Source organism: Sinorhizobium sp. 7-81 (assembly GCF_030124405.1).
GTDB classification, from domain to species: domain Bacteria; phylum Pseudomonadota; class Alphaproteobacteria; order Rhizobiales; family Rhizobiaceae; genus Sinorhizobium; species Sinorhizobium psoraleae.
In genome coordinates this window covers 1-22,945 of the sequence record NZ_JASKLT010000010.1, presented here as the reverse complement: position 1 = coordinate 22,945, position 22,945 = coordinate 1, and the positions used below count along the sequence as shown (strand labels likewise).

Here is a 22,945-nt window from a genome sequence, read left to right as displayed (position 1 = left end):
TACCGGATCACGACGTCTCCCTCGCCTCAAAGTTGATCGAAGGGAGTGAATTACAATTTGCTAATCTGCGCAAGAGTTCTTGAGGGCCTGGCCGCGATATTCGCACTCGCCAGGATCGCGTGATAGCCGCTTAGACTACCCCTCAGAGGTAGTTCGGTTCAGCCTGGCTGGAGGCCTGCTCTCGACCCGTTTCACGACCGGCAGATGGCGGTGCTGACACGCGATCTTACGCATGGCTTGGCTCAACGGACTTGTGCCTGAGGACGAAATCCTCCGTCCGTTGCCAGCGGGAACTTCCGGATCAAACGCCACTCGAATGATCCAGCCCAGCCGATGCTGGCGGTCTAAAGCGCTAGCCGCAACTGCGGCGCCACTCCAGAGGTCTGCCGTTCCAGCGATGACAGCGTGACGCCGAGCAGGCGTATGCCTTTGCGCGGCGGAAAGATCGCCGCGAGAAGCAGGCCGACCACCTCCTCGAGGTCGCCGATCGTTTGCAGAGGTGCCGTAACCGTCTTGCTGCGGGTGATCTGGGTGAAATCGGCATATTTGACCTTGAGCGTGACGGTCTTGGCGCCGATTTCATTGGCCCCGCAGTAAGCCCACACCTTCTCCATCAACGGCTGAAGACCGTCGCGCGCCGGTTCGTAGGAGTGAATGTCCTCAGAGAACGTGTCTTCCGCGCCAACGGATCTCCGCACCCGGTCCGGTTTGACCTGGCGATTGTCGATGCCGCGGGCGATCCCATAGAAATATGGCCCCGATTTCCCGAAATGTTCGACCAGAAACTCGAGCGTCTTCTCCTTGAGGTCGGCGCCTGTCTCGATCCCCAGCCGATGCATCCTTTCGGCCGTCGCCGGCCCAACGCCGTGGAATTTCTTGACGGGGAGGGCCTCGACGAAGGCCGGCCCGTTCTTCGGCGTAATGACAGCCTGACCATTGGGTTTGTTGAGGTCGGATGCCATCTTGGCGAGGAACTTGTTGTAGGAAATCCCGGCCGACGCATTGAGGCCCGTCGTCGCTTTGATTTTAGCGCGGATTTCCGCGGCGATCTCGGTGGCGATCTCCATGCCCTTCAAGTTTTCGGTGACGTCGAGATAGGCCTCGTCGAGCGAGAGTGGCTCGATCATCGGCGTGTATTCGGCGAAGATCGCGCGGATCTGCAACGAGACGGCCTTGTAGACATCAAAGCGCGGTCTGACGAAGATGAGGTCGGGGCACTTCCGTTGGGCGGTCACCGAAGGCATCGCCGAATGAACGCCGAACTTGCGTGCCTCGTAGCTGGCGGCCGCCACCACGCCGCGGGCCGCAGGATAGCCGACGGCAACCGGCAGGCCCCGCAGCTCGGGATTGTCGCGCTGCTCGACCGATGCATAAAAGGCATCCATGTCTATGTGAACGATCTTGCGCGGTCGCTCGCTGCCTTCGTCGTTTGTCATCGCCTAGCTTCCATCAGGTCCCTCAACCAAACATGGGAAGTGCGCGCCGCATTTGTCACCCTCCGGCGTCTGCATGCGCTCGCAGCCCATTGCCATGCGTCGGCGGATCACAGCGAAGGTCATGTTGGCGCCAAACGCTTTCACTAACAGCTTGCGCTCAAACGCGCAGTGGCGATGACATGGCCGACAGATGAATTCAATGATCCGCTCACGATGATCCCTCAGTCTCGGACCCAGATCGTTCACAGGTCCCCCTCCCGCCATGAGAAAAAATTCCTATACCTGGCATCGGATTGAATCTCTTGAACGAATTTCTTCGACGGGCACTTTCGCTCAACTTCCGCGCGCCACATGCGCATTGACTCATTTTCGCTTTGAGAACAAATACAGAACATGTTCCTACTTCTCAAGCCGAAAACGGGTTGCCGTAAAGGAGATCATGACCGCCGTCGCCACTTCGAACGCAGTCCTCGACGAGTTACGCGAGAAAATCGCCAGCCTAGAAGGGGGCAGCCTGCGCCAGCCAAGCGTTCTGCCCTTCGGGGTCAGCGAGATCGATTCGCAGCTGCCGAGAGGTGGGCTCGCCTATGGCGCGCTACACGAAGTGGCCGGCGGTGGAAACGGCGCGATCGATGGCGCCGCGGCGGCACTCTTCATCGGGGGCATCGCGGCCCGCACGACCGGCAAGGTGGTCTGGTGCCTGACGCGCTTCGATCTTTTTTTTCCGGCGCTCGCCCAGGTCGGGCTTCATCCCGATCGCGTCATCTTTGTCGAGTGCGACAAGGAAGACACGGTGCTCGCAAGCTTCGAGGAGGCGCTGCGCTATGGCGGCCTTGGCGCGGTCGTCGCCGAACTGGTGCGCCTGCCGATGACCGCCTCGCGCCGGCTGCAGCTTGCGGCGGAAAAATCCGGGACGTTGGGCCTGGTGATCCGCCGCTGGCGGCGCCAAACGGAAGCTTCGGACTTCGGCATGCCGACGGCTGCGGCAACCCGTTGGCGGATATCGGTGCTGCCGTCGGAGCCGCTTCCCGTACCGGGCGTTAGCCGGCCGCGATGGTTGGCGGAACTGATGCGGGTCAGGGCAGGAGAGGGAGGAGAGTTTATCATCGGAGCATGCGATGGCCAGGGTCGTATCTGTCTTTCTTCCGACACTGCCGACCGACAGGATAAGACGAGCCGATCCTTCGCTCTCTCCTGACAAGCCTCTCGTAGTGATCGCCAGGAGCGGGTCGAAGCGATGGGTTGCGGCGGCCGATCGGGCAGCTCTCAAACTCGGGCTTCGCGTCGGCATGCCGGCCGCCAAGGCGCAGGCGCTGGTCCAGGAGCTCGTGGTGATCGATGCCGATCCGGCGGCCGACCTTGCCACATTGGAACGGCTGACGCTCTGGGCCTTGTCGCGATATTCTCCCGTTGTCGCCATGGATCCTCCCGACGGTATCGTCATGGAGACCGAAGGCGCCGATCACCTCCAGGGTGGAGAGGAATTGATGCTGTCCGGCCTCATCAACCGCTTCCGCGGCCGCGGTCTCGCTGCCCATGCGGCGATCGCCGATACCTGGGGTGCGGCGCATGCGCTTGCCCGTACCACCAGCCGTGAGACGGTGATCGTCGGCCGCGGCGAGACCGACAAGGCCGTGAACCCTCTGCCACTCTCGTCGCTGCGACTGCCAGCCGAGACCGTCGCAAGTCTCCGCACGCTCGGCTTCGCCACCGTCGGCGATCTGGCTGCCACACCGCGGGCGCCGCTTACCCTGCGTTTCGGGCCGGAGGTCGGGCGGCATCTCGACCAGATGTACGGCCGCGTCGCCGAGCCGATCGATCCGATCCGGCCGGCGGACCTCGTCGAGGTGAACAAGTCCTTTGCCGAACCGATCGGCGCACCGGAAACCATCGACAAATACGTCAGCCGCCTGGTGCGGCAGCTCTGCCTGGAACTTGAGAAGCGTGGGCTTGGCGTGCGGCGCACCGACCTCATCGTCCACCGCGTCGACAACACCATTCAGTCGCTCCGGGCTGGCACGGCCAAGCCCGTTCGCGACATCGCCTGGCTGACGAAACTCTTCCGCGATCGCATTGAGAGGATCGAGCCCGGCTTCGGCATCGAGAAGCTCAGCCTCGCCGCCACCCTCGCCGAGCCGCTCATCGAAACACAGTCGGCGTCATTGCTGATCGAAGAGCAGGTAACCGACGTGACGCCGCTGATCGATGTACTCGGCAATCGCGGCGGCCAGCGGATTTTCCGTGTCGCGCCGGTGGCAAGCGACGTCCCGGAGCGCAGTGTGCAGCGGATCGCGCCGACGGCCGATGAGGACGGCGCCACCTGGCCGCTCAATTGGCCGAGGCCGCCGCGGCTTCTGGAGCGTCCCGAACCGATAGAAGTGATTGCCCTTTTGCCGGATCATCCGCCGGTCTCGTTTACCTGGCGCGGCAAGCGCCGCCGGGTGAAGCGCGCCGATGGTCCGGAGCGGATCTTCGGGGAGTGGTGGAAACATAGCTCCGAATGGGTCGCGGTCCGCGACTACTTCGTGGTCGAGGATGATACCGGCGAACGCTTCTGGATATTCCGATCGGGCGACGGCGTCGATGCGGAAACCGGTTCGCATAAGTGGTTCATGCATGGGATCTTCGCGTGATGCGCTACGCTGAGCTTCAGGTCACCACGCATTTGTCGTTCCTCAGGGGCGCAAGCTCGGCGGAAGAACTCTTCGCGACTGCAAGGCTGATGGGCATCGAAGCGCTCGGCATCGTTGATCGCAATAGCCTGGCCGGTATCGTCCGGGCGCTGGAGGCGTCGCGCGCCACCGGCCTGCGGCTCGTTGTCGGTTGCCGGCTCGATCTGCAGGATGGCATATCGATCCTCGTCTATCCGACCGATCGCGCCGCCTATTCGCGGCTGACACGACTTCTGACACTCGGCAAGGGCAGGGGAGGGAAGGCGAACTGCATCCTGCATCTTGATGACGTGGCGCTGTACTCGGAGGGCCTGATCGGCGTTCTGGTGCCGGATATGCCGGACGACATCTGCGCCGTGCAGCTCCGGAAAATGGCGGAGGTTTTTGGAGACCGTGCCTATGTTTCTCTCTGTCTTCGCCGCCGTCCGAACGATCAGTTGCGACTGCATGAGCTGTCGAACCTCGCGATAAAGTACCGGATGAAGACAGTGGTCACCAACGACGTTCTGTTTCACGAGCACGGCCGCCGGCAGCTGCAGGACGTCGTCACCTGCATCCGCACCGGCACGACCATCGACGATGTCGGCTTTGAGCGCGAGCGGCACGCGGATCGCTTCCTCAAGCCGCCGGAAGAGATGGCGCGTCTCTTTCCCCGCTACCCCGAAGCCCTGGCAAGGACCACGGAGATCGTCGAGCGCTGCCGGTTCTCGTTGGAAGAGCTGGTTTATCAGTATCCCGAAGAGGCGCTGATCCCGGGCCTGACAGCGCAGCAGTCGCTGGAGCATTGTACCTGGGAGCGCGTGAAGACGCGGTATCCTGAGGGGCTGCCGGCGCATGTCGAGAAGACAATCCGTCATGAGCTCGCTCTCATTGAGACGATGAAATACGCGCCCTACTTCCTGACGGTGTTCTCCATTGTGCGGTTCGCGCGCTCCCAGGGCATTCTCTGTCAGGGCAGGGGATCGGCGGCCAATTCCGCCGTTTGCTATGTGCTCGGCATCACCTCGATCGATCCTGAGACCAACGATCTCCTGTTCGAACGGTTTGTCTCCCAGGAGCGCGACGAGCCGCCGGACATTGATGTCGACTTCGAGCACGAGAGGCGCGAGGAAGTCATCCAGTGGATCTACAAAACCTATGGGCATGACAAGGCGGCGCTCTGCTCGACGGTGACCCGCTATCGCGCCAAGGGGGCAATTCGCGATGTCGGCAAGGCACTTGGTCTGCCGGAGGACCTGATCAAGGCGCTCTCCTCCGGCATCTGGTCCTGGTCGGACGAAGTCGGTGAGCGGCAGGTGCGCGAGTTCGGCCTCAATCCTGACGACCGGCGTCTCTCCTTGACCTTGAAACTTGCCCAGCAACTAATGGGAGCGCCGCGGCATCTGGGCCAACATCCCGGAGGGTTCGTCCTTACCCACGACAGGTTGGATCATCTCGTGCCGATCGAACCGGCTGCGATGGCCAACCGCCAGGTGATCGAATGGGACAAGGACGATGTGGAAGCGCTCAAGATGATGAAGGTCGATGTCTTGGCGCTCGGAATGTTAACATGCATGGCCAAAGCCTTTGCGCTGATTCGCGAGCACAAGCATCAGGATCTCGATCTGGCCACCATCCCGCAGGAGGATCCGGCGACCTATGCGAGGATCCGCAGGGCCGATACGCTCGGCACCTTCCAGATCGAATCCCGCGCGCAGATGTCGATGCTGCCGCGCATGAAGCCGCGGACTTTCTACGACCTCGTCATCCAGGTGGCGATCGTCCGCCCCGGGCCGATCCAGGGCGATATGGTCCATCCCTATCTTCGCCGGCGCGAAGGCAAGGAGAAGGTTGAGTATCCGACGCCAGAGTTGGAGGCAGTCCTCCATAAGACGCTGGGCGTGCCACTGTTTCAGGAAAGCGCCATGAAAGTTGCCATGGTCTGTGCGGGGTTTACCGGCGGCGAAGCCGACCAGCTCCGGAAATCCATGGCGACCTTCAAGTTCACCGGCGGCGTCTCGAGGTTCAAGGACAAGCTTGTCTCGGGGATGGTCCGGAACGGCTATACGCCGGAATTCGCCGAAAAGACATTTTCGCAGCTGGAAGGTTTCGGCTCCTATGGATTTCCCGAAAGCCATGCAGCTCCCTTCGCGCTGATCGCCTATGCCTCCAACTACGTGAAATTCCATTTCCCGGACGTCTTCTGCGCGGCGCTTCTGAACTCACAGCCGATGGGGTTCTATGCTCCCGCGCAAATCGTCGCCGATGCCCGCAAGCACGGCGTCGAGGTCCGTCCGATCTGCATCAACCGATCGCGCTGGGACTGCATGCTCGAGCCGATAGAGGGCACGGACCGGCACGCCGTGCGGCTCGGCATGCGTCTTGTGCGCGGATTGGCGACCACCGATGCGGCGCACGTTGTCGCCGCTCGCGCCGACGAACGCTTCGCATCGGTCGATGACATGTGGCGGCGGTCGGGCGTGCCGGTCGCCTCCCTTGTCGAACTTGCCGAAGCCGATGCCTTCCTGCCGTCATTGCGTCTCGAGCGCCGCGACGCGCTCTGGGCGATCAAGGCGTTGCGCAACGAACCGCTTCCGCTCTTCACCGCGGCCGCGGAACGGGAGGCGCGGGCCATTGCCGAGCAGCAGGAGCCGGCGGTCGAACTGCGGCAGATGACCGACGGCCATAACGTCCTCGAGGACTACAGTCATGCCGGCCTCACGCTCCGGCGACACCCCCTGAGCTTCTTGCGGAACGACCTCACTAAGCGCCGGATCGTCACCTGCGCCGAGGCGATGGCGGCGCGCGATGGGCAATGGCTGATGGCGGCCGGCCTGGTGCTGGTACGCCAGCGCCCAGGGTCGGCGAAGGGCGTGATGTTCATCACCATCGAGGACGAGACCGGCGTCGCCAATATCGTCGTCTGGCCGAAGCTCTTCGAGCGGTCACGCCGAGTCGTGCTCGGCGCCAGCATGATGGCGATCAACGGCAGGATTCAGCGGGAAGGGGAGGTGGTTCACCTCGTCGCCCAGCAGCTCTTCGATCTCTCGGCCGATCTGTCGAGCCTTGCCGAGCGCGACGGAGCGTTCCGGCCGGCGAGTGGCCGCGGCGATGAGTTCGCTCACGGCTCCCCTGGAAGTCCGGATTCCCGCGAAAAGACGCCTCCAGGGGTTCGGCCGAGGGACATGTTCGTGCCGGATCTTCATATCGACAATCTGAAGATCAAGAGCCGGAATTTTCAGTGAGTGGGCAGCTGACTGGTCGTCGCGACAACCATCAACGTGGGCAAGAGCTTTGAGCGCCTGCTCGCCGAAACGAGGTGACGTCAATGCGAGTCGTTCGATCAGTTCGGTTGTCGTCGGCGCTGGACGACGGTAGGCGGCCGCTTGTATTGTGAGCGCCATCGTTGAGCCCTGTACTTGCTCAAGAGCTGGGCTGGCGATCCGGCAAGGCTTGCGGCAACTCATGTTCCTGAGGCAGAGCTTTCGCTACCAAGCCAGGCCTGGCTGTCGAGATGATACGGCGTGCGCTGGCAGCCGATGTGCCTTTTTCATGAGTGGCCGCAGATGCGGGTTTATGGCGTCGGGGAATTCGAAGGGACCCACCGCCGAGCCTGCAAAGCTACGTTCTTGGCGCATAGTTGCCGTGCCCATCAAGGCTGCGATTTCTTGCTGTCGAATCCAAGAAATACTCTCAAGGTGCGAGTAGCACGCCGCTTACGATGAAGGACGGCTTCGCACGCCTCAAGGCAGAAGGCAGGGACATTATCATAGACTGATGCAGTCGAGGTCGCCGGCGCGTGCCGGCGGTCTCATATCCAGAGCCCAGTAAGAGCGCTACTCGGCCCGCCATGCGCCGCCCACCTTGCGTCTTACGGATGCGCAAAGGTTGCACAGCATCTTCAGTCCGATTGCGCCTGATTGCTCAACCCGGAAGCAAAGATCAGCTGCGAGGCTGCAGCAGCGCCAAGAGAACCGTCGACGCAGCCAGGACAGCGGTAAGGGTCAAAGGCCCCCCAGCGCCGTAGTGGTCGACGATATAGCCGCCGAAAACCGCGCCGATACTGATCGCGACCTGAAAAGAGACGACCATCAGGCTGCCCGCCGCCTCCAGAGCGTCGGGTGCCCCGCGGGAAAGATTGGTCGGCAGCACGACCGGCGCCATGCCGAAGGCGAAGCCCCAAAGCGTAACGAGAGCGAACGCGATGCCGATATGAGCGCCCGAAAGCACCAAAGCGAAAGCAGCGAACGCCATTAACACTGCCGTGACAGCGAGTGCCAAGCGGATACTGGCGTCGGCCAGTCGGCCACCGGCAACGTTACCGATCACGGAGGCGATGCCAAAGCCAAGCAGCGCCAGGGCGATCGATCTGGTGTCAAGAAGCGTCACTTGTTCGAGGAAGGGACGCACGTAAACCGAGCCGGCAAAGTGCCCTGTCATCAGCAAAAGGATGGCAAGCATTCCCAGTTGAATGCCGCGCCGTCGTGTCAGCCGGAAAACATCGGCGAGACTGTTGCTTGTGCTTGCAGGCAGTGTTGGCAAGCTGAGTACCTGCAGCAGCATAGCAAGCGCGGCAAGCCCGGCGGTCATGGCCATGGCGATGCGCCATCCCAGCCAGTCGCTGATCAAAGCGCCCATCGATGGTGCAGCTATGGTCGCGAGCGAGACGCCGAGGGTGACGATAGCCATGCCCCGACCTGTCGCATTGGCGCCGACCAGCCTCGCTACCACGGCAACTGAAAGCGCCCAGAAACCGCTAAGCGCGATGCCCAGCCCAGCCCGGCCCAACAACAACAGCCAAAAATCGGTCGCCAATGATGCAAGAACATTGGAGCCGATCGCCAACGCACTGAGACCGACCAATACCGACTTGCGGTTCAGTCTGCCGATGAGAACATTGCTCAACAGGGCCGTCACGGCGCCGACGGAAGCGGTGGCGGTGACGACCTGTCCGGCTGTTCCCTCGGTAATCCCGAGATCGCGCGCCATTGGTGTCAACAGGCCCGCCGGCAGGAACTCAGCCGATACCAGCGCAAAGCTGGTGGCCGCCATCGAGAGAACGGCAAACCAAGTCGCCGCGGTCCACGCGGATTGCTCGACGGTCTCCAGGCCAATTGTTGCCCCGTCCAGCTGTGATGTTGTGTCCGTCATTGAAGTATCTCCTAGTTGGGAGATTTCATAGACGAACTTGCCGGGATGATATGTGTCTTAAAATCCGAAATCCATGTCCATTCGTCCGGAACCTGTGCGGCGCACAACGCCCGGCGAGACGCTGGTGATGCGCTTGAAAGCACGAGCGAAGGAGGCCTCCGACTCATAACCTAGACGAGTAGCAACTTCGGCAACCGACATGCCGCTTTGCCCCAACAACTCGCGGGCAAGCTGCATCCGCAGACGGCCAAGATAACGCGCCGCGCCCTCTCCTAAAATAGCGCTAAAGCGCTCTGCAAAGATCGAGCGCGACTGGCCTGCCACACCGGCGAGGCTTTCGAGAGTCCAGTTATGGCCGGGGTCTCGGTGTATCGCTGCCAACGCACGACCGATGTGGGGGTCGCGGATGGCGGCGAGCCAACCGGTGGTCGAGGCTCCGCTGCAATTGACCCAGCAGCGGATAAGCCGCGCTGCGAGCAAGTCCGCCATTCGCGATAAGACGGTCGCGCTCCCCATTTGTGGCTGTGTCGCCTCCACCGACATAGCCGCCAGCAGGGGTCCAACGATCGGGTCATTGCTGGCCACATCGCAGCCCTTGATGATTGGCGGCATCAGAGCGATCAAGGGGTTAAGCGCATGCGCGCCCAGCGCCATGGAGCCGCAGAAGAGGGTGCTGGTCGCACCCGTTCCTTCCCGCACTACTTCGCAGACGTTGCTTCCCCACCTTGTTATCTGACAACTTTCAAGCGAGTCGCCCTCAACATCTGGCGCGCTGGCCAACCGATGTGCGATGCCTTGCGGCAGCAGTACCAGATCTCCATCGTTCAACTCCTGCCAGCCTTGAGCTTCGGTATGGATCCAGCACGCACCCTGGCTGACAAAGTGAAAACGAAGCAACTGTTGTTGCGAAAAGGCGATGCTCCATGGATGTCTGAGTTCGCAGCGTCCATAGTTGACGCCACTCAAGCGAAAGTCTTGCAAGACTTCGCTTAGCGCATCCATTGGGATATTTGACGGCGACAACGGTCGGGACGAATGGTCAGGCATTTTGCCAATTTAAGTCTCGATCGTCTGGTACGCAAGCGCCAAGCGCCCCACAGCGTTGTCTTTCCGGCATCAACATTTGACTGCATAGAATTTATGAATTCAGACGGTCGTCGCTTCCAGCAGCTCTCTCTCTCTCTCTCTCTCTCTCTCTCTCTCTCTCTCTCTGCCCCCACACAGGCGAACCACGTTCAGGCAATGATTTCCACACCATCGCTGCTGTCGTGCCCGTTACGACTTCGCTTGCAAGGATGCTGCGCCATGGGAACAGCACGCGTGCAAGCTTTCCATCTTTAATCGCTGCCAACTATCTCTCGTTCGACGTAAGGGCCCGATCCGATCAGCTGCCGATTCGGCTCAAGCCGCGCCAAACACGAAAATGAACGCGAAGGTATCGCCGTCTCACGAAGGCGGCGGCGGCTTGGCAGATCGGCGCACCGCCCTACCCGAACTGGACGGCGGTGGGGGTCAAATGGCTCGCGGGCTTCGACTTCGAGATGAAGGCAATTGCCCGCATTGCTTGAGGATCGGCTACGAACTGGCGGACAGGCGCTGTCGTCCGTAACCGCTTGATTCAGCCTCCAAGATACCGACACGGGGCTTTCATTGCTCAACCGGGTCCACCCGGCGGCATGCCCCTGATGAAGTCGATGAAGGCCCGCAGGGGCGCGGGCACCAGCCGGCGCCCGGGGTAGTAGAGGAAGGGCCCGGAAAAACTCAGCCACCACGGCTCCAGCACGGGCTCCAGCGCTCCGCTTTCGAAGTGCGGGCGCAACCAGTCTTCGAAGATCGAGACGATGCCGGTTCCGGCAGCCGCCGCCGCGATGCCGAGATCCGAGCCACCGCCCGCCTGCACCACGAGGGACGTGGGCGGGTCAACCGTGACCGCCTCGCCGTCGCGCTCGAACTCCCAGGGACTTATTGGCCGGCCGGCGAAACGGCCGCGGATGCAGCTGTGAGAAAGCAGGTCGCGCGGATGCCGCGGCCGGCCGTGCACGTCGAGATAGGCTGGCGAGGCGCCGCTCGCATAGCGCTGGATGCGAGCCCCGATCGGCACCGCGATCATGTCCTGCTGCAGCCGTTCGTCGTAGCGGATGCCGGCGTCGCAGCCCGCGGCGATCACATCGACGAAGCTTTCGTCTGTCATGATCTCCAGCCGGATGTCGGGGTAGGCCGCGAGGAAGGGCGGCACGATGGACGGCAGGACCAGCCTTGCGGCGCTGACTGGCACGTTCAGCCTCAGCACGCCCGCCGGGCGGTCACGGAAACCGCGGGCGAAATCGAGCGCGGCATTGACCTCGCCGAATGCCGGTCCGAGCCGCTCCATCAGCCCCCGCCCAGCCTCGGTCGGCACCACGCTGCGGGTGGTGCGGTTGAGAAGCCTGACGCCGAGCTCCGCCTCGAGGCGTCGCACGGCGTCGCTCAGCGCCGACGCGCTGATGTCGCTCGCCCGGGCCGCCTCCCGGAACCCCCCGGCCCGGGCCACCTTCATGAAAGCGCCCACATCCGCCATGTCGGGCCTGTCACGTTCCATATTCCCGCTTCTCCCAATTGTCCGGCGTGCCGTACAGCCCGTCCGGATGGTAGCTGATTGTCCTACCAATGGAACAGGCTTAATCCCGTTTTCGTGGCTCAAAACGGAGATCAGCGCATGTCCAGTGTTGCAAAATCAGGAACTTTCATGCTCGGCGACCGGGCGGTGAACCGGCTCGGCTATGGGGCGATGCAGCTCGCCGGCAAGGGCGTTTTCGGTCCGCCGCGAGATCGCGCGGAAGCCGCCGCGGTCCTGCGCGAAGTGGTTGAGAGCGGCGTCAACCACATCGACACCAGCGACTTCTATGGCCCGCACGTGACGAACGAGATCATACGTGAAGCGCTCCACCCCTACCGGGACGACCTCGTCATCGTCACCAAGGTGGGCGCCAGGCGCGGCGTGGATGCTTCATGGATCCCGGCCTTCACGAAGGAAGAACTGACGCAGGCCGTGCATGATAATCTGCGGAATCTCGGACTTGACGGGATCGACGTCGTGAACCTGCGCGCCATGTTCAGCGTGCACGGTCCGGCCGAAGGTTCGATCGAGGAGTCGCTCACGGTGCTGGCCGACCTCAAGCATCAGGGGCTGATCCGGCATATCGGGCTTTCCAACGTGACCACAAGACAAGTCGAGGAAGGCCGCAGGATCACGGACATCGTCTGCGTGCAGAACATGTACAATCTCGCCAACCGCAGTGACGATGCCATGATCGACCGGCTCGCAGCGGAAGGCACCGCCTATGTGCCCTTCTTCCCGCTCGGCGGCTTTTCGCCCCTGCAATCCTCGACGCTGTCGGATGTGGCTGCCCGGCTCGGCGCAACGCCGATGCAGGTGGCGCTCGCCTGGCTGCTGAAACGCGCGCCAAACATCCTGCTGATCCCCGGCACCTCCTCGCGCGTGCATCTGAGGGAGAACCTCGCCGCCGCCGAAGTCGATCTCCCGGCAGGAGCGATGGCCGAACTCGACGGAATGGTGCCCGCCTGAAGGTGAACCTGCGAATGGACCAAGGCGCGGTGGGCGACCGCCGCGCCCGCCCTTTGTACCGGCCGAGCCTGCGGCAGCGGCGGGGAAACCTCGGGCGGCGATTCTGGGCGGTCGCAACAGAAAACTGGACTTTGCCCCATGGTCGGTGCTGCCCTCGTGGTACCTTTCCGCGAAATCGGTCAGGGCGTCTTGTCCGCGCGGGCAGACAAGCAATTGCCGCAGGTTCTTCTGGCGAAGGCCGAGGTACAGGCCGAGCCGCAACATCAGGAACGACCTGATAGCCTCGGCGACGGCCAACGAATAGCGACCCTCGGCCGCCCACTGGATGTTCGATCTGGGTCAGCCTTTCCGACGAGCTGGACATCCTTGTTTCGCGACGGATGAACGATGCAGAGAGCATCCAGTCGCTCATCACAGGCGGGACGCGCAATCGTTCCGCAGCGCCATTTTGAAAGGCCGCATCCGCACTTTCTCCGAATGGCACCGGGAAAACTGCTTTAAGCAATGAGTGCGGCGGTAATTCCAGAGCGGGCAGCATGGGGCCCCGCGGTTCAAATCCTTTCAAGGCGAGAGGTTCGTTAGTCGGCTTTCGTCCCGAAGCTGCCGTCGCATCACTGGCCCCGGGCAACTCAGCGATAGCCGCCGCCCGGATACAGCCGCCACCAGGTTGACTGATGGCGCTGGCAGGGGCCGTATCCGTTGATGGTGTCTTGGCTTGGCAATTTCACGAGAATTCTCTTTGTAGCGGGCCAATTGCTGGTTCGATGACGCCACCGCGATCAGAAAGACCGTGCTGCAGGCTCCTTAGTGTCACACGTCCGCACTCAATGCATAGTTGCTTTCATATCGCAGAACCTGATATGAAGCGTAAGAAAGTGTGTGGACGATATGACTGGTAAAGTACTCGTGATTGATCCGATCGAGCGGCAAGACCTTATCAAAGGTCTCGCAAGCGACGTTCGCGTGATGATGTTGAAGTTGCTTCGATCGAGCGGTCCGAAAAACGTGAACGAGATCGCGGAGGAACTAAGTCTTCCCCAGTCGACGGCGTCGATCAACCTGAAGGTGCTCGAGGATTGCGGACTAATCTATACTGAGGGACAGCGGGCCAAAAAGGGCAGCCAGAAAGTCTGTTATTCGGCTTTCCAGGAAATTCTCATTTCGTTTTCAGAGCCAGTGGTTGATCGATTAGCGGACGCGATAGAAGTTTCCATGCCGCTTGGTCTATATACCCAGTTTGAAGTCACGGGCCCGTGTGGGATGTGCTCCAAGGATGGTATCATCGGCCTTCTCGACGTACCAGACACCTTCCTCGATCCGGACCGTATGAAGGCGGGGCTTCTGTGGTTCAACACGGGGTTCGTAGAATATCAGTTCCCCAACAACACCCTGCTCAAGAAGGCGAAACCTAAGGCGATCGAATTCTCGATGGAACTGAGTTCTGAAGTGCCGGGGACGTCGGCAAACTGGCCATCCGACATATTTCTGCAGGTCAACGGAATCGAAATCGGCACGTGGACGTCGCCTGGCGATTATGGGGACAAAAGGGGTACTTTCACGCCGGACTGGTGGAAGCTCGCGGGTTCACAGTATGGCAAGCTCAAGAACTGGCGCATCAACGGGCAGGGAAGTTTCGTCGATGGAGTGAAGATATCAAACATCAACCTCGATGACCTCGGTCTGGACAAGCATCGTTCAATCCGGTTGCGGGTTGGCGTCAAGGACGGGGCCGAGCATCCCGGCGGAATCAACATTTTCGGCAGCGGCTTCGGCAATTACGACCAGGATATCGTGCTCCGCATTCAAGTTTGAAAAGTCATACTTTCGCTTGACGTGACCTCCAATTCGGCCTCATATACCAACAAATCGGATACGAACCGAAAACTTGGATATTGAATTCGAGGGGAGAGAGTTTTGGAGGCTCGGGTCACCGCGCATTCGCGCTATACAATCGCGGACATAGATAAGCGGCTATACGGATCGTTCCTGGAGCACTTGGGTAGGGCTGTCTATACAGGCATTTACGAACCCGGCCATCCGACGGCGCTCGCCAACGGGATGCGCAAGGACGTCATCGATCTGGTGCGGGAACTCGATACGCCGATATGCCGCTATCCAGGTGGCAATTTCGTGTCGGCCTACAATTGGGAAGACGGCATTGGGCCGAAAGAGGGCCGTCCGACGCGCCTTGATCTCGCATGGCGCACCTCGGAATCTAACCAGGTCGGTATCCATGAGTTCGCCGAATGGGCTGAGGCTGCCGGCACCGAAATGATGCTGGCGGTCAATCTGGGCTCGCGCGGCCTGGACGCCGCACGGAACTTCGTCGAGTACGTGAACCATCCGGGCGGCAGTCAGTGGTCGGACCTGCGCCGCCAGAACGGGCGCGCGGAGCCTTGGAATGTCAAGCTGTGGTGCCTTGGCAACGAAATGGACGGGCCGTGGCAGGTGGGTCATAAAAGCGCCGCCGAGTACGGCCACCTCGCAAACGAGACCGCAAAGGCCATCCGAGCCTTCGACGACAAACTTGAACTTGTCGTTTGCGGATCATCCCACTCCGATATGGCGACCTATCCTCGGTGGGAGGCAACGGTCCTCGACGCGACATACGACCAGGTCGACTACATCTCTCTCCACATGTATTTCGAGAACTACGAGAAGAGAACTTCAGAATTTCTCGCTCTTCCGGAAAAGCTCGATCGCTACATCGGGACCGTCAGTGGTGTTATCGATTTTGTGAAGGGCAGCAAACGATCCAAGCGAGACGTCAAGATTTCCTTCGACGAATGGAACGTCTGGTATCACGAGCGCAAGAACGACGCCAAGCGGATGCGAGAATGGAATTGGCCTCATGCGCCGGTTCTCCTCGAAGACATATATAACTTCGAGGATGTGCTCCAGGTCGGGTGCATCATCAACACCTTCATCCGCCGCTCGGACGTCGTGCGAGTCGCCTGCATAGCGCAGTTGGTCAACGTGATCGCGCCTATCATGACCGAGCCAGGCGGTAGTTCCTGGCGTCAGACGATCTACCATCCCCTCCATCTGGCATCTCGCTACGGTCGAGGCACCGCGCTGCAACTCGACGTCGACTGTGCGACTTATGTCTCCAACGTTTCCGAAGCTGTGTCCTATCTCGATATCGCCGGCGTTCATGACGGCGACGCGGGCACTCTCACCTTCTTTGCGGTCAATCGCCACTCGTCCGAAGCGGCGAGCATCAAGCTCGCCGTGGAGCGTTTCGGAACCATCAGGGGCGTCGAGCACACCCTGATCAAGCACGACGATCTCGAGGCCCGGAATACCAAGGACAATCCGGACAATGTCTCGCCGCGCAAGACGTTGGATGCGGTCATGGACGGCAACAGTGTCAGTGTTTCCGTTCCGCCATACTCATATTCGATGATCAGAATTCAACTTTAAGATCAATCGGTAGCGACGACACGCTGCTTGTCTGGGAGGAAAGTGACATGCCGAATTGGTTTAAACTTACGAAGGCAGTGCTTTTGGCGGGAGGTCTCATGACCTCCGTCGCCCACGCCGAGGAGACCGTCACGTGGTGGGACTTCTTCGGCGGCGGTGACGGCGTTCGCATGAAACAAATGGTCGCCGACTTCAACGAGGCCCACAAGGGCAAGATTAAGATCGATGCGACCACGCTGGAATGGGGAACGCCATTTTACTCCAAGGTCCAAACCTCTGCGGCGGTTGGCGAAGCCCCTGATATCATGACGTATCACGCCAGCCGCATCCCGCTGGCGGTGAAGCAGGGCATTCTGCAGGAAATCACCGCCGCCGACTGGAAGACCATGGGCCTCGGACAATCTGATTACGCCCCCGCGACTTGGGAGGCTGTGAGCATCGACGGCAAACAGTATGCGGTGCCGCTCGATACGCACCCAATCGTCCTTTATTATAACAAGGACCTGCTCAAGAAAGCTGGAGTTCTCGGCGACGACGGCAAGCCGAAGGGCATGGACTCGCGTGAGAACTTCACCGCGACGCTGAAGGCCTTGAAGGCCGCTGGGGTCAAGTTCCCGCTTGGCTCGGTGACTGCGGACGGCAACTTCATGTTCCGCACTATCTATTCCTTCATGGGCCAGCAGGATGGTGAGCTCATGACGGACGGTGAGTTTCTTGCTGGCGACAGCGCAAAGAAGCTCGAAAACTCTCTTGCCGTTCTGTCCGAATGGACGAAGGAAGGGCTTCAATCCACCTATACGGACTACCCTGCGACCGTGGCGCTCTTCACATCGGGTGAAGCTGCGATGATGATCAACGGGGTTTGGGAAGTCCCCACGATGACGGACCTCAAGAACAACGGCAAGCTCTTCGAATGGGGAGCCGTCGAACTGCCTGTAATCTTCGATCATCCCTCCACCTACGCCGACAGTCACACCTTCGCGCTCCCTGCGAACAAGGGCAAGGACATGAGTCCCGAGAAGCGCGCCGCGGTCCTCGAGGTCATGAGCTGGATGTCGAAGAATTCCTTGTTTTGGGCGACCGCGGGGCATATCCCCGCATATGGTCCGGTCACGAACTCGGCCGAGTACAAGGCGATGGAGCCGAACCACACATACTCTTCGCTCACCGCGAACATCATCTTCGATCCCAAGACTCCGCTGGCGGGCATCGCTGGGCCAATTTTTGACGTGATGTCGAATTTCTTCGTGCCGACGCTCAATGGTGAAATGGAGCCCGCGAAAGCGGTCGAGGAGATCAAGGCCGATTTGGCCGACCTTTGACGACCCGGGGCCCAGGCAGTCAATCGTTCGCCTGGGCCATCCTCGTCTGAAAAGAAGTGGAGCGGGAGGATGATGCTCAGAAACCGGCGCAACGAAGGTCTCTTCGGCTTGGCGCTCGTCGCGCCTTTCGTCGCCATTTACGGACTTGTGTTCGTCTATCCGACGATCAAGCTTTTCATGACAAGCTTCACAGATGCGCCCCTGATTGGCGATGGAAACTTCGTCGGGTTCGACAACTACGCACGCCTTCCTTCTGACCGACGGTTCGGCACCGCGGTGTGGAACACGGCCTACTTCGTACTCATCACCGTCGTCCCTGGAACGCTTGTGGCATTCGCAATAGCGCTCGGCGTCAATCGTCTTGCCGGACGACTTCAGGCAGCCGTGCTCGCTCTATTCTTCTTGCCATATATTCTTCCGGTTTCGGTCGTATATCTTCTCTGGGATTGGACGCTGAACTTCCAGTTCGGCATCGCGATGTACCTTTTCGACATGCTCGGCATCGCGCGCATCCCCGTTTTCAAGTCGACCGCCTGGTTCATGCCCGCCGTCGGCATGATCACAATCTGGTGGACCGCCGGATTTTCCATATTGTTGTTCCTCGCCGGATTGCGAACCATCCCGACGGAAATCTACGAGGCTGCGGCCTTGGACAACGCCGGCAGATGGTCGACCTTCCGCCGGATCACTTGGCCTTTGATGTGGCCAATCACGGCGCTCGTATTGACCATCCAGTTGATTTCGCAGCTCAAGATTTTTGACCAAGTCTACCTCTTCTCAGTCGGCGGACGACCGAACGACAATGTGGTCCTGGTCTATTATGTCTTTCAGCGAGCGTTCCAATCGGATCAGGGAGGCAGGGCGGCAGCCGTCGCGGTGGTCCTATTTGTGATCGTCATTGTCGTGTCGGTTTTGAATTTTCAGCTGACACGCCTTTCGGGAGGGCGGGACCGATGACCGCGACAACAGCGCGCCGACTTAACGCCATCGGCCTCATTATCACTGTCATAACCGTCTTCTGCGCCATCATCTGGGCGTTTCCCCTCTACTGGGCTGTGGCTTCGTCACTGAAGCCTGAGCACGAAGTCGTCAGGCCCTACATCGAGCTCTGGCCCGAGACTTTCACCGTATCGCACTATGTATTCGCCCTGACGCAGACAGAGATCGGGCGGTGGTATGTCAATTCCATCGTCACGGCGATAGCCGTCACGGTGCTGACTGTCAGTTCGTCACTGTTCTGCGGCTACGCCATCTCACAGCTGAACTTTCCGTTTCGGAATGTCTTATGGTGGCTAATCCTGGCGAGCTTCATGGTCCCCATGCAGACCCTGATCGTCAACCACTTCGAATTGGTGGCCGATCTTGGCCTGATCAATACCTGGAGTGGGATCGTGCTCCCGCAGCTCATTCATCCCGTCATCATCATCGTCTACAAGCAATTCTTTGACGGCGTGCCGAAGGATTTTCGCGAGGCCGCGGTTATGGACAATGCGTCTGAATGGCGGATTTTAGCCAAGGTCTATATTCCTATGAACTGGGGTGTGACAACGGCGCTCTCGATCGTCTGCTTCATCTGGTCCTGGAACGCGTTCTTGTGGCCATTCCTTGCGGTGACCAAGACCGACATGATGACGATTACTGTGGGAATCACGCAGGTGAACGATGCCTTCGGGGTCTATTATGCAAGGCAGCTTACTGCGGCGGTTCTTGCCGGCCTGCCTGTGGCGATGGCTTACCTGATCTTTCAGCGGCGCGTCACTGAAGCGATCACACTGTCAGCGGGTATTAAAGGCTAGATCGTTATTCTCCCGCTCGCCCTTGCACGGACCTCCGATTTGGTGATTGGAGGTCCGCTGCTATTTGGACGCGTATCAGATGGCTTGATAGGATTTCCCGTCCGCATCAAAGAGGTGAACGGCCAGAGGGTCGAGCCCCACGCGCACGCGATCTCCCGGACGGACTTCGGAACGCCCCGCATCCTGAGCGATAAGCTGTGAACCGTCCTCAAGCGTGCAATATGCCAGCGTCCGCTCGCCAAGTTGCTCGACGACGGCAACCTGTGCCTCGATCGAGGGCCGAGAGGGATCGTTTTCGCCAGTCATGATCCGGACCGACTCTGGCCGTATGCCAAGATCGAACCTGCCTGGCGCGGGCACAGGGGCCTCAATCTCGAGTTCGAACCCGTTCCCGAACCTGATGGGTGTCCGCCCTGGCCGGATGACATCGACCGGAAGGAAATTCATTCCCGGGCTTCCGATGAAACCTGCGACGAAGCGGGACGCTGGTTTGAGGTAAACCTCCATTGGTGTCCCGATCTGCTCAATCTTGCATTGGTTGAGCACCACGATCCGATCTGCCAGCGTCATCGCCTCCGTCTGGTCGTGCGTGACATAGATCATCGTAGACTTCATCCGCTGGTGAAGTTGCGCCAGCTCGACGCGCGTCCTTACGCGCAGCGCGGCATCGAGGTTCGACAGAGGTTCGTCGAAAAGGAACGCCTTTGGCTCCTTCACGATCGCACGCCCTATGGCTACGCGCTGCCTTTGGCCACCAGATAGCTGCGCGGGTTTGCGAGAAAGCAGGTTTTCCATCTCGAGCATCCGCGCCGCCGTCAAGACCCGCGTCTCGATCTCCGCCCCCGGAAGCCCGATGTTCTCGAGCCCGAACGCCATGTTGTCCCGCACCGACATGTGCGGATAAAGCGCGTAGTTCTGGAAAACCATCGCTACGTTGCGATGGCCGGGCGGCAGCGCTTCGCTGCGCATGCCGCCGATGGTCAGAGAGCCGGAGTCGATTGTCTCCAGACCGGCGATCATCCGAAGAAGCGTTGATTTTCCCGACCCCGATGGTCCGAGAAACACCATCAGTTCGCCGGCGTTCACCGTCAGGGATATGTTGCTGATCACCGATACCGAGCCGAAGCTCTTGGAAACGTTCTCCAGACGAATTTCCGCCATGTAATTCTCCCAATGTCTGCATCATTCTTTTCGGTATGTATCGGAAGTCAAGATATCGTCTCCAACAAACGCCGAGCGGCGGCACAAATGTGGGACCAACATAAGGGAGAACACGCTCGGCCGATGTCTCCTGCTGGGGGTCCTGGCGTGGCCGCTTGCTAAGCGTATCGACGGCTTTTATGAGCTTGAGCAGGTGGCGTGGACGACCGATGACGGCGCAAACCTGCCGTCCCGCGCAACGAATTGACAGTCCGCTTCGGGCTAAATCGAGCCGTAGATCGCGTCCGGCGCCAAAGTCCGCAGCGGGTTGAAGGGAGCCGTTCTTCACGAGCCCGTGCATGGCTTGTTGCGAGGAGTTCACGTTCCGGGCCAAGAAGATCGAATAATGTATCGATTGGAATTGGCCTCCGCCGGGCAGGCCCCGCAGCTAAAAGCGCGTACGTTCATGCGTACTTTGTCAAGGTATCCGGCCGGGATTTGCGTTACAGCGTACCTCCCGCACCGGCGCGCCTGTGTGTCGAACCGGTCCCGCCCTGGCTTCGGCCTATGCGGGTTTTCCTTTTTATGCGCGGTAAAATGCTCGGGCTTGGAACATCAAAAAACCCAAAAGAAGTCGAGGCAGGCGACGATGTTGTCGGGCGGGTCGAAGGAGTCGAGCAGGCGTTTGATAGCCACAATGGTCTACTGGACAACTTCAGGCGCTCTGTCACTATGAGGATGGCCAAAACAACTGGCCTTAACCGAGCCCGCCCTACCATGTCGTTCCGTGCGGGCTCTCTTTTGCCCTAATTAGTGGACGTTCAACCTTTCAAGCAGGTCAACCGGGTCCCTGAGGCCTTCCTGGTACAGCGCGATCAGCCGCTTTGCGAGCGCGTCAGCCTCGGGCATATCGATCTTCAGCTTCGCCCTCGCGAGTTCGTTGTCGAACACACGCTGCAGGAGATTGAAGTCATCCGGGCGGATGACACAGTCAAAGTCGCGGAAAGGATACACGATGCGGCCTCCCTAGTTGGGGCGAAAGCGTATGTATCTTTCAGCCAGCGGCGCCCTTGCGCATAACCACTGGTGGAAGGAAGAATGCGCCTGAAATGACGTATTTGGAAGGGCCTCTTCGGGGACGGTACCCATTTCTGGATACGCTATCGCAGCAGGTACTGAAGCCGCCTAAGCCTCAGTTCGGCGTGAAACTTCCAAGCGCGAAAAAGCCCCGGCTGGGGCGGCCGAGGCTTCTTTTAGGTGTCGCCCTGCAAACCCATGTCGGAGGGGGCCGGGTGCGGGCGGCTGGGGTGCCGGGCAGCAATTTCCCGACGCTGATATTTTGCCACCGACGCGATGCCGTTAAAATCGCAAAAACTTGGGGGTTTCGACGTACTCCAGGAGTCGAGGGATTTTTTCAGTATCAGAGGGCGATCTCTCGCTGTTGATTTGCGCGGCGTTTCCGCTAATTCACGCACCGTCGCCTTCCAGACCTATGCCGGATACCTGGGTGTCCGGCTGCCCGGAGCCTCGTTGCAGACCGGAGACGCCGATTTCGCTCAGTATTATTCGGCGTCCTCGACTGTCGAGGACAGCCTGCCGCCCGTCATCGACATTCTGAAGAGCGTTGACGCCACTTTCAGGGCGATACCACATCGATCAGACCCGCACAGGACCACACAGTTCGAGAATGCCGCCCGATACCGGGTCGAATTCCTCACACCCAATCGGGGTGCCGATGATTATGCCGATCATGCCAGCCCGATGCCTGCTCTTGGCGGGGCGTCGGCACAGCCGTTGCGCTTTCTGGATTTTCTGATCCATGAGCCCATCCGGACTGTCATGCTGCATCGCTCGGGTGTTCCCGTGATCGTGCCAATCGCCGGAGCGCTATGCAGTGCACAAACTGATCGTCGCCTCCCGCAGGCAGTCGGATGTAAACGGCATCGCGAAACGGGAGAAGGACGTGTATCAGGCCAGCCTCCTGATCGACGCGCTGGAAGCCACACGCCGACAAGAGGAACTCGCGGAGGTCTTTGCCGAAGCTTGGGGCAGAGGTCAGAGCTGGCGCGCCGCGATCCAGAAGGGCCTTAGCCTGCTTCCGGAAAAAAGAAAGGCAGCCGCCGAGCGCAGTCTTGGAGACGCCTTATCATCAATCGGAGCGGAACTCGAAGGCTTTACCGGCGCCGCGGTTAAATAGCAGACAAGCTCGTTGGTGGTTTTTTGGCTGCGTTTGCCCTTTGCATGAATGGCATCGCTGCGATTCTAAACTCCAGGGCATGCAGTTCCATTCCCTTCAAGGGGAGGGATAGGAGTCGACATCCCGGACTGGGCGGCATGTAGCCGGCTTCCGATCGTCTCACTCGGGTGATGGGGTGGACGCCCCCCGACGGCATCGCTGTGCCAGAATGGCGGTGTTGCAACCATTGGAGGGAGGCGTCCGTGCCTGAGGTTACCACGATCG

At 60.2% G+C, this 22,945-nt stretch carries 16 protein-coding genes and 4 pseudogenes; 13 read left to right on the top strand and 7 right to left on the bottom strand.

The genetic code is table 11. The annotated features are described in order from the left end of the window. Positions 1-186: 186 nt before the first annotated feature. A pseudogene (locus tag QN224_RS25445) lies at positions 187-348 on the top strand (SOS response-associated peptidase); the annotation flags it as partial. Here the strand turns inward: QN224_RS25445 and dinB are convergent. Then, positions 345-1,436 (bottom strand): DNA polymerase IV, encoded by a 1,092-nt coding sequence (dinB, locus tag QN224_RS25440; protein WP_173513996.1) that lies wholly within the window; start codon positions 1,434-1,436, stop codon positions 345-347. The pseudogene QN224_RS25445 and the gene dinB overlap by 4 nt on opposite strands. A gap of 3 nt (positions 1,437-1,439) precedes the next feature. Continuing rightward, entirely contained in the window at positions 1,440-1,700 is a 261-nt protein-coding gene (locus QN224_RS25435) for a hypothetical protein (RefSeq protein WP_283978892.1), read from the bottom strand. Between the two features lie 172 nt (positions 1,701-1,872). On the opposite strand from QN224_RS25435, the gene QN224_RS25430 reads away from it, so the two are divergent. From QN224_RS25430 to QN224_RS25415, 4 genes and pseudogenes are all read left to right on the top strand, one after another. Then, a complete protein-coding gene (locus tag QN224_RS25430) occupies positions 1,873-2,634 on the top strand; it encodes an ImuA family protein (RefSeq protein ID WP_283978978.1) in 762 nt (253 codons plus the stop codon). After that, positions 2,555-4,069, top strand: coding sequence for a DNA polymerase Y family protein (locus QN224_RS25425; protein WP_283978891.1), 1,515 nt, complete (start codon positions 2,555-2,557; stop codon positions 4,067-4,069). Before QN224_RS25430 ends, QN224_RS25425 begins: the two co-directional genes overlap by 80 nt. Beyond that, positions 4,069-7,332 carry an error-prone DNA polymerase gene (locus tag QN224_RS25420; RefSeq protein WP_283978890.1) on the top strand — a complete coding sequence of 1,088 codons (3,264 nt, stop codon included), beginning with the start codon at positions 4,069-4,071 and terminating at the stop codon, positions 7,330-7,332. The genes QN224_RS25425 and QN224_RS25420 overlap by 1 nt, the downstream gene beginning before the upstream one ends. A 165-nt stretch (positions 7,333-7,497) precedes the next feature. Then, positions 7,498-7,707 (top strand): annotated as a pseudogene (locus tag QN224_RS25415) (transposase); the annotation flags it as partial. Positions 7,708-8,029: 322 nt separating this feature from the next. On the opposite strand, the gene QN224_RS25410 reads toward QN224_RS25415, so the two are convergent. Together QN224_RS25410 and QN224_RS25405 are read right to left on the bottom strand one after the other, a co-directional pair. After that, positions 8,030-9,238 carry an MFS transporter gene (locus QN224_RS25410; RefSeq protein ID WP_283978889.1) on the bottom strand — a complete coding sequence of 403 codons (1,209 nt, stop codon included), beginning with the start codon at positions 9,236-9,238 and terminating at the stop codon, positions 8,030-8,032. Between the two features lie 57 nt (positions 9,239-9,295). Further along, positions 9,296-10,285 (bottom strand): AraC family transcriptional regulator, encoded by a 990-nt coding sequence (locus QN224_RS25405; protein WP_283978888.1) that lies wholly within the window; start codon positions 10,283-10,285, stop codon positions 9,296-9,298. Positions 10,286-10,707: 422 nt separating this feature from the next. On the opposite strand from QN224_RS25405, the pseudogene QN224_RS25400 reads away from it, so the two are divergent. Beyond that, positions 10,708-10,806, top strand: a pseudogene (locus QN224_RS25400) (RidA family protein); the annotation flags it as partial. An 86-nt stretch (positions 10,807-10,892) separates the two neighbouring features. On the opposite strand, the gene QN224_RS25395 reads toward QN224_RS25400, so the two are convergent. After that, entirely contained in the window at positions 10,893-11,816 is a 924-nt protein-coding gene (locus tag QN224_RS25395; protein ID WP_283978887.1) for a LysR family transcriptional regulator, read from the bottom strand. Positions 11,817-11,963: 147 nt separating this feature from the next. Here QN224_RS25395 and QN224_RS25390 point away from each other — a divergent pair, with 147 nt between their 5' ends. The 6 genes from QN224_RS25390 (at position 11,964) to QN224_RS25360 (ending at position 19,344) form a co-directional block, all read left to right on the top strand. Beyond that, positions 11,964-12,803, top strand: coding sequence for an aldo/keto reductase family oxidoreductase (locus QN224_RS25390; protein WP_283978977.1), 840 nt, complete (start codon positions 11,964-11,966; stop codon positions 12,801-12,803). Positions 12,804-13,691: 888 nt separating this feature from the next. Beyond that, positions 13,692-14,615: a transcriptional regulator gene (locus tag QN224_RS25380; protein ID WP_173514090.1), complete on the top strand. Its 924-nt coding sequence runs from the start codon at positions 13,692-13,694 to the stop codon at positions 14,613-14,615. Between the two features lie 102 nt (positions 14,616-14,717). Then, positions 14,718-16,226 carry an alpha-N-arabinofuranosidase gene (locus QN224_RS25375; RefSeq protein WP_283978886.1) on the top strand — a complete coding sequence of 503 codons (1,509 nt, stop codon included), beginning with the start codon at positions 14,718-14,720 and terminating at the stop codon, positions 16,224-16,226. A 47-nt stretch (positions 16,227-16,273) separates the two neighbouring features. Beyond that, complete coding sequence (locus QN224_RS25370) at positions 16,274-17,548, top strand: extracellular solute-binding protein (RefSeq protein WP_283978885.1); 1,275 nt, start codon at positions 16,274-16,276, stop codon at positions 17,546-17,548. Between the two features lie 72 nt (positions 17,549-17,620). Continuing rightward, positions 17,621-18,505: a carbohydrate ABC transporter permease gene (locus QN224_RS25365; RefSeq protein WP_164819166.1), complete on the top strand. Its 885-nt coding sequence runs from the start codon at positions 17,621-17,623 to the stop codon at positions 18,503-18,505. Continuing rightward, positions 18,502-19,344 carry a carbohydrate ABC transporter permease gene (locus QN224_RS25360; protein WP_283978884.1) on the top strand — a complete coding sequence of 281 codons (843 nt, stop codon included), beginning with the start codon at positions 18,502-18,504 and terminating at the stop codon, positions 19,342-19,344. The genes QN224_RS25365 and QN224_RS25360 overlap by 4 nt, the downstream gene beginning before the upstream one ends. Positions 19,345-19,419: 75 nt before the next feature. On the opposite strand, the gene QN224_RS25355 is transcribed toward QN224_RS25360, so the two are convergent. Together QN224_RS25355 and QN224_RS25350 are read right to left on the bottom strand one after the other, a co-directional pair. Continuing rightward, positions 19,420-20,505: a sn-glycerol-3-phosphate ABC transporter ATP-binding protein UgpC gene (locus QN224_RS25355; RefSeq protein ID WP_283978883.1), complete on the bottom strand. Its 1,086-nt coding sequence runs from the start codon at positions 20,503-20,505 to the stop codon at positions 19,420-19,422. Between the two features lie 789 nt (positions 20,506-21,294). Continuing rightward, positions 21,295-21,498 carry a hypothetical protein gene (locus tag QN224_RS25350; protein ID WP_210267648.1) on the bottom strand — a complete coding sequence of 68 codons (204 nt, stop codon included), beginning with the start codon at positions 21,496-21,498 and terminating at the stop codon, positions 21,295-21,297. A 459-nt stretch (positions 21,499-21,957) separates the two neighbouring features. Between QN224_RS25350 and QN224_RS25345 the strand changes: the two are divergent. Next, positions 21,958-22,681 (top strand): annotated as a pseudogene (locus QN224_RS25345) (GSU2403 family nucleotidyltransferase fold protein); the annotation flags it as partial. Between the last annotated feature and the right edge of the window lie 264 nt (positions 22,682-22,945).

Coding starts and splice junctions, on each gene's coding strand:
- QN224_RS25410 (WP_283978889.1), bottom strand. CDS start 9,238: ATGACGGACACAACATCACAGCTGGACGGGGCAACAATTGGCCTGGAG.
- dinB (WP_173513996.1), bottom strand. CDS start 1,436: ATGACAAACGACGAAGGCAGCGAGCGACCGCGCAAGATCGTTCACATA.
- QN224_RS25370 (WP_283978885.1), top strand. CDS start 16,274: ATGCCGAATTGGTTTAAACTTACGAAGGCAGTGCTTTTGGCGGGAGGT.
- QN224_RS25420 (WP_283978890.1), top strand. CDS start 4,069: ATGCGCTACGCTGAGCTTCAGGTCACCACGCATTTGTCGTTCCTCAGG.
- QN224_RS25435 (WP_283978892.1), bottom strand. CDS start 1,700: ATGGCGGGAGGGGGACCTGTGAACGATCTGGGTCCGAGACTGAGGGAT.
- QN224_RS25380 (WP_173514090.1), top strand. CDS start 13,692: ATGACTGGTAAAGTACTCGTGATTGATCCGATCGAGCGGCAAGACCTT.
- QN224_RS25425 (WP_283978891.1), top strand. CDS start 2,555: ATGGCCAGGGTCGTATCTGTCTTTCTTCCGACACTGCCGACCGACAGG.
- QN224_RS25360 (WP_283978884.1), top strand. CDS start 18,502: ATGACCGCGACAACAGCGCGCCGACTTAACGCCATCGGCCTCATTATC.
- QN224_RS25405 (WP_283978888.1), bottom strand. CDS start 10,285: ATGCCTGACCATTCGTCCCGACCGTTGTCGCCGTCAAATATCCCAATG.
- QN224_RS25390 (WP_283978977.1), top strand. CDS start 11,964: ATGCTCGGCGACCGGGCGGTGAACCGGCTCGGCTATGGGGCGATGCAG.
- QN224_RS25355 (WP_283978883.1), bottom strand. CDS start 20,505: ATGGCGGAAATTCGTCTGGAGAACGTTTCCAAGAGCTTCGGCTCGGTA.
- QN224_RS25395 (WP_283978887.1), bottom strand. CDS start 11,816: ATGGAACGTGACAGGCCCGACATGGCGGATGTGGGCGCTTTCATGAAG.
- QN224_RS25365 (WP_164819166.1), top strand. CDS start 17,621: ATGCTCAGAAACCGGCGCAACGAAGGTCTCTTCGGCTTGGCGCTCGTC.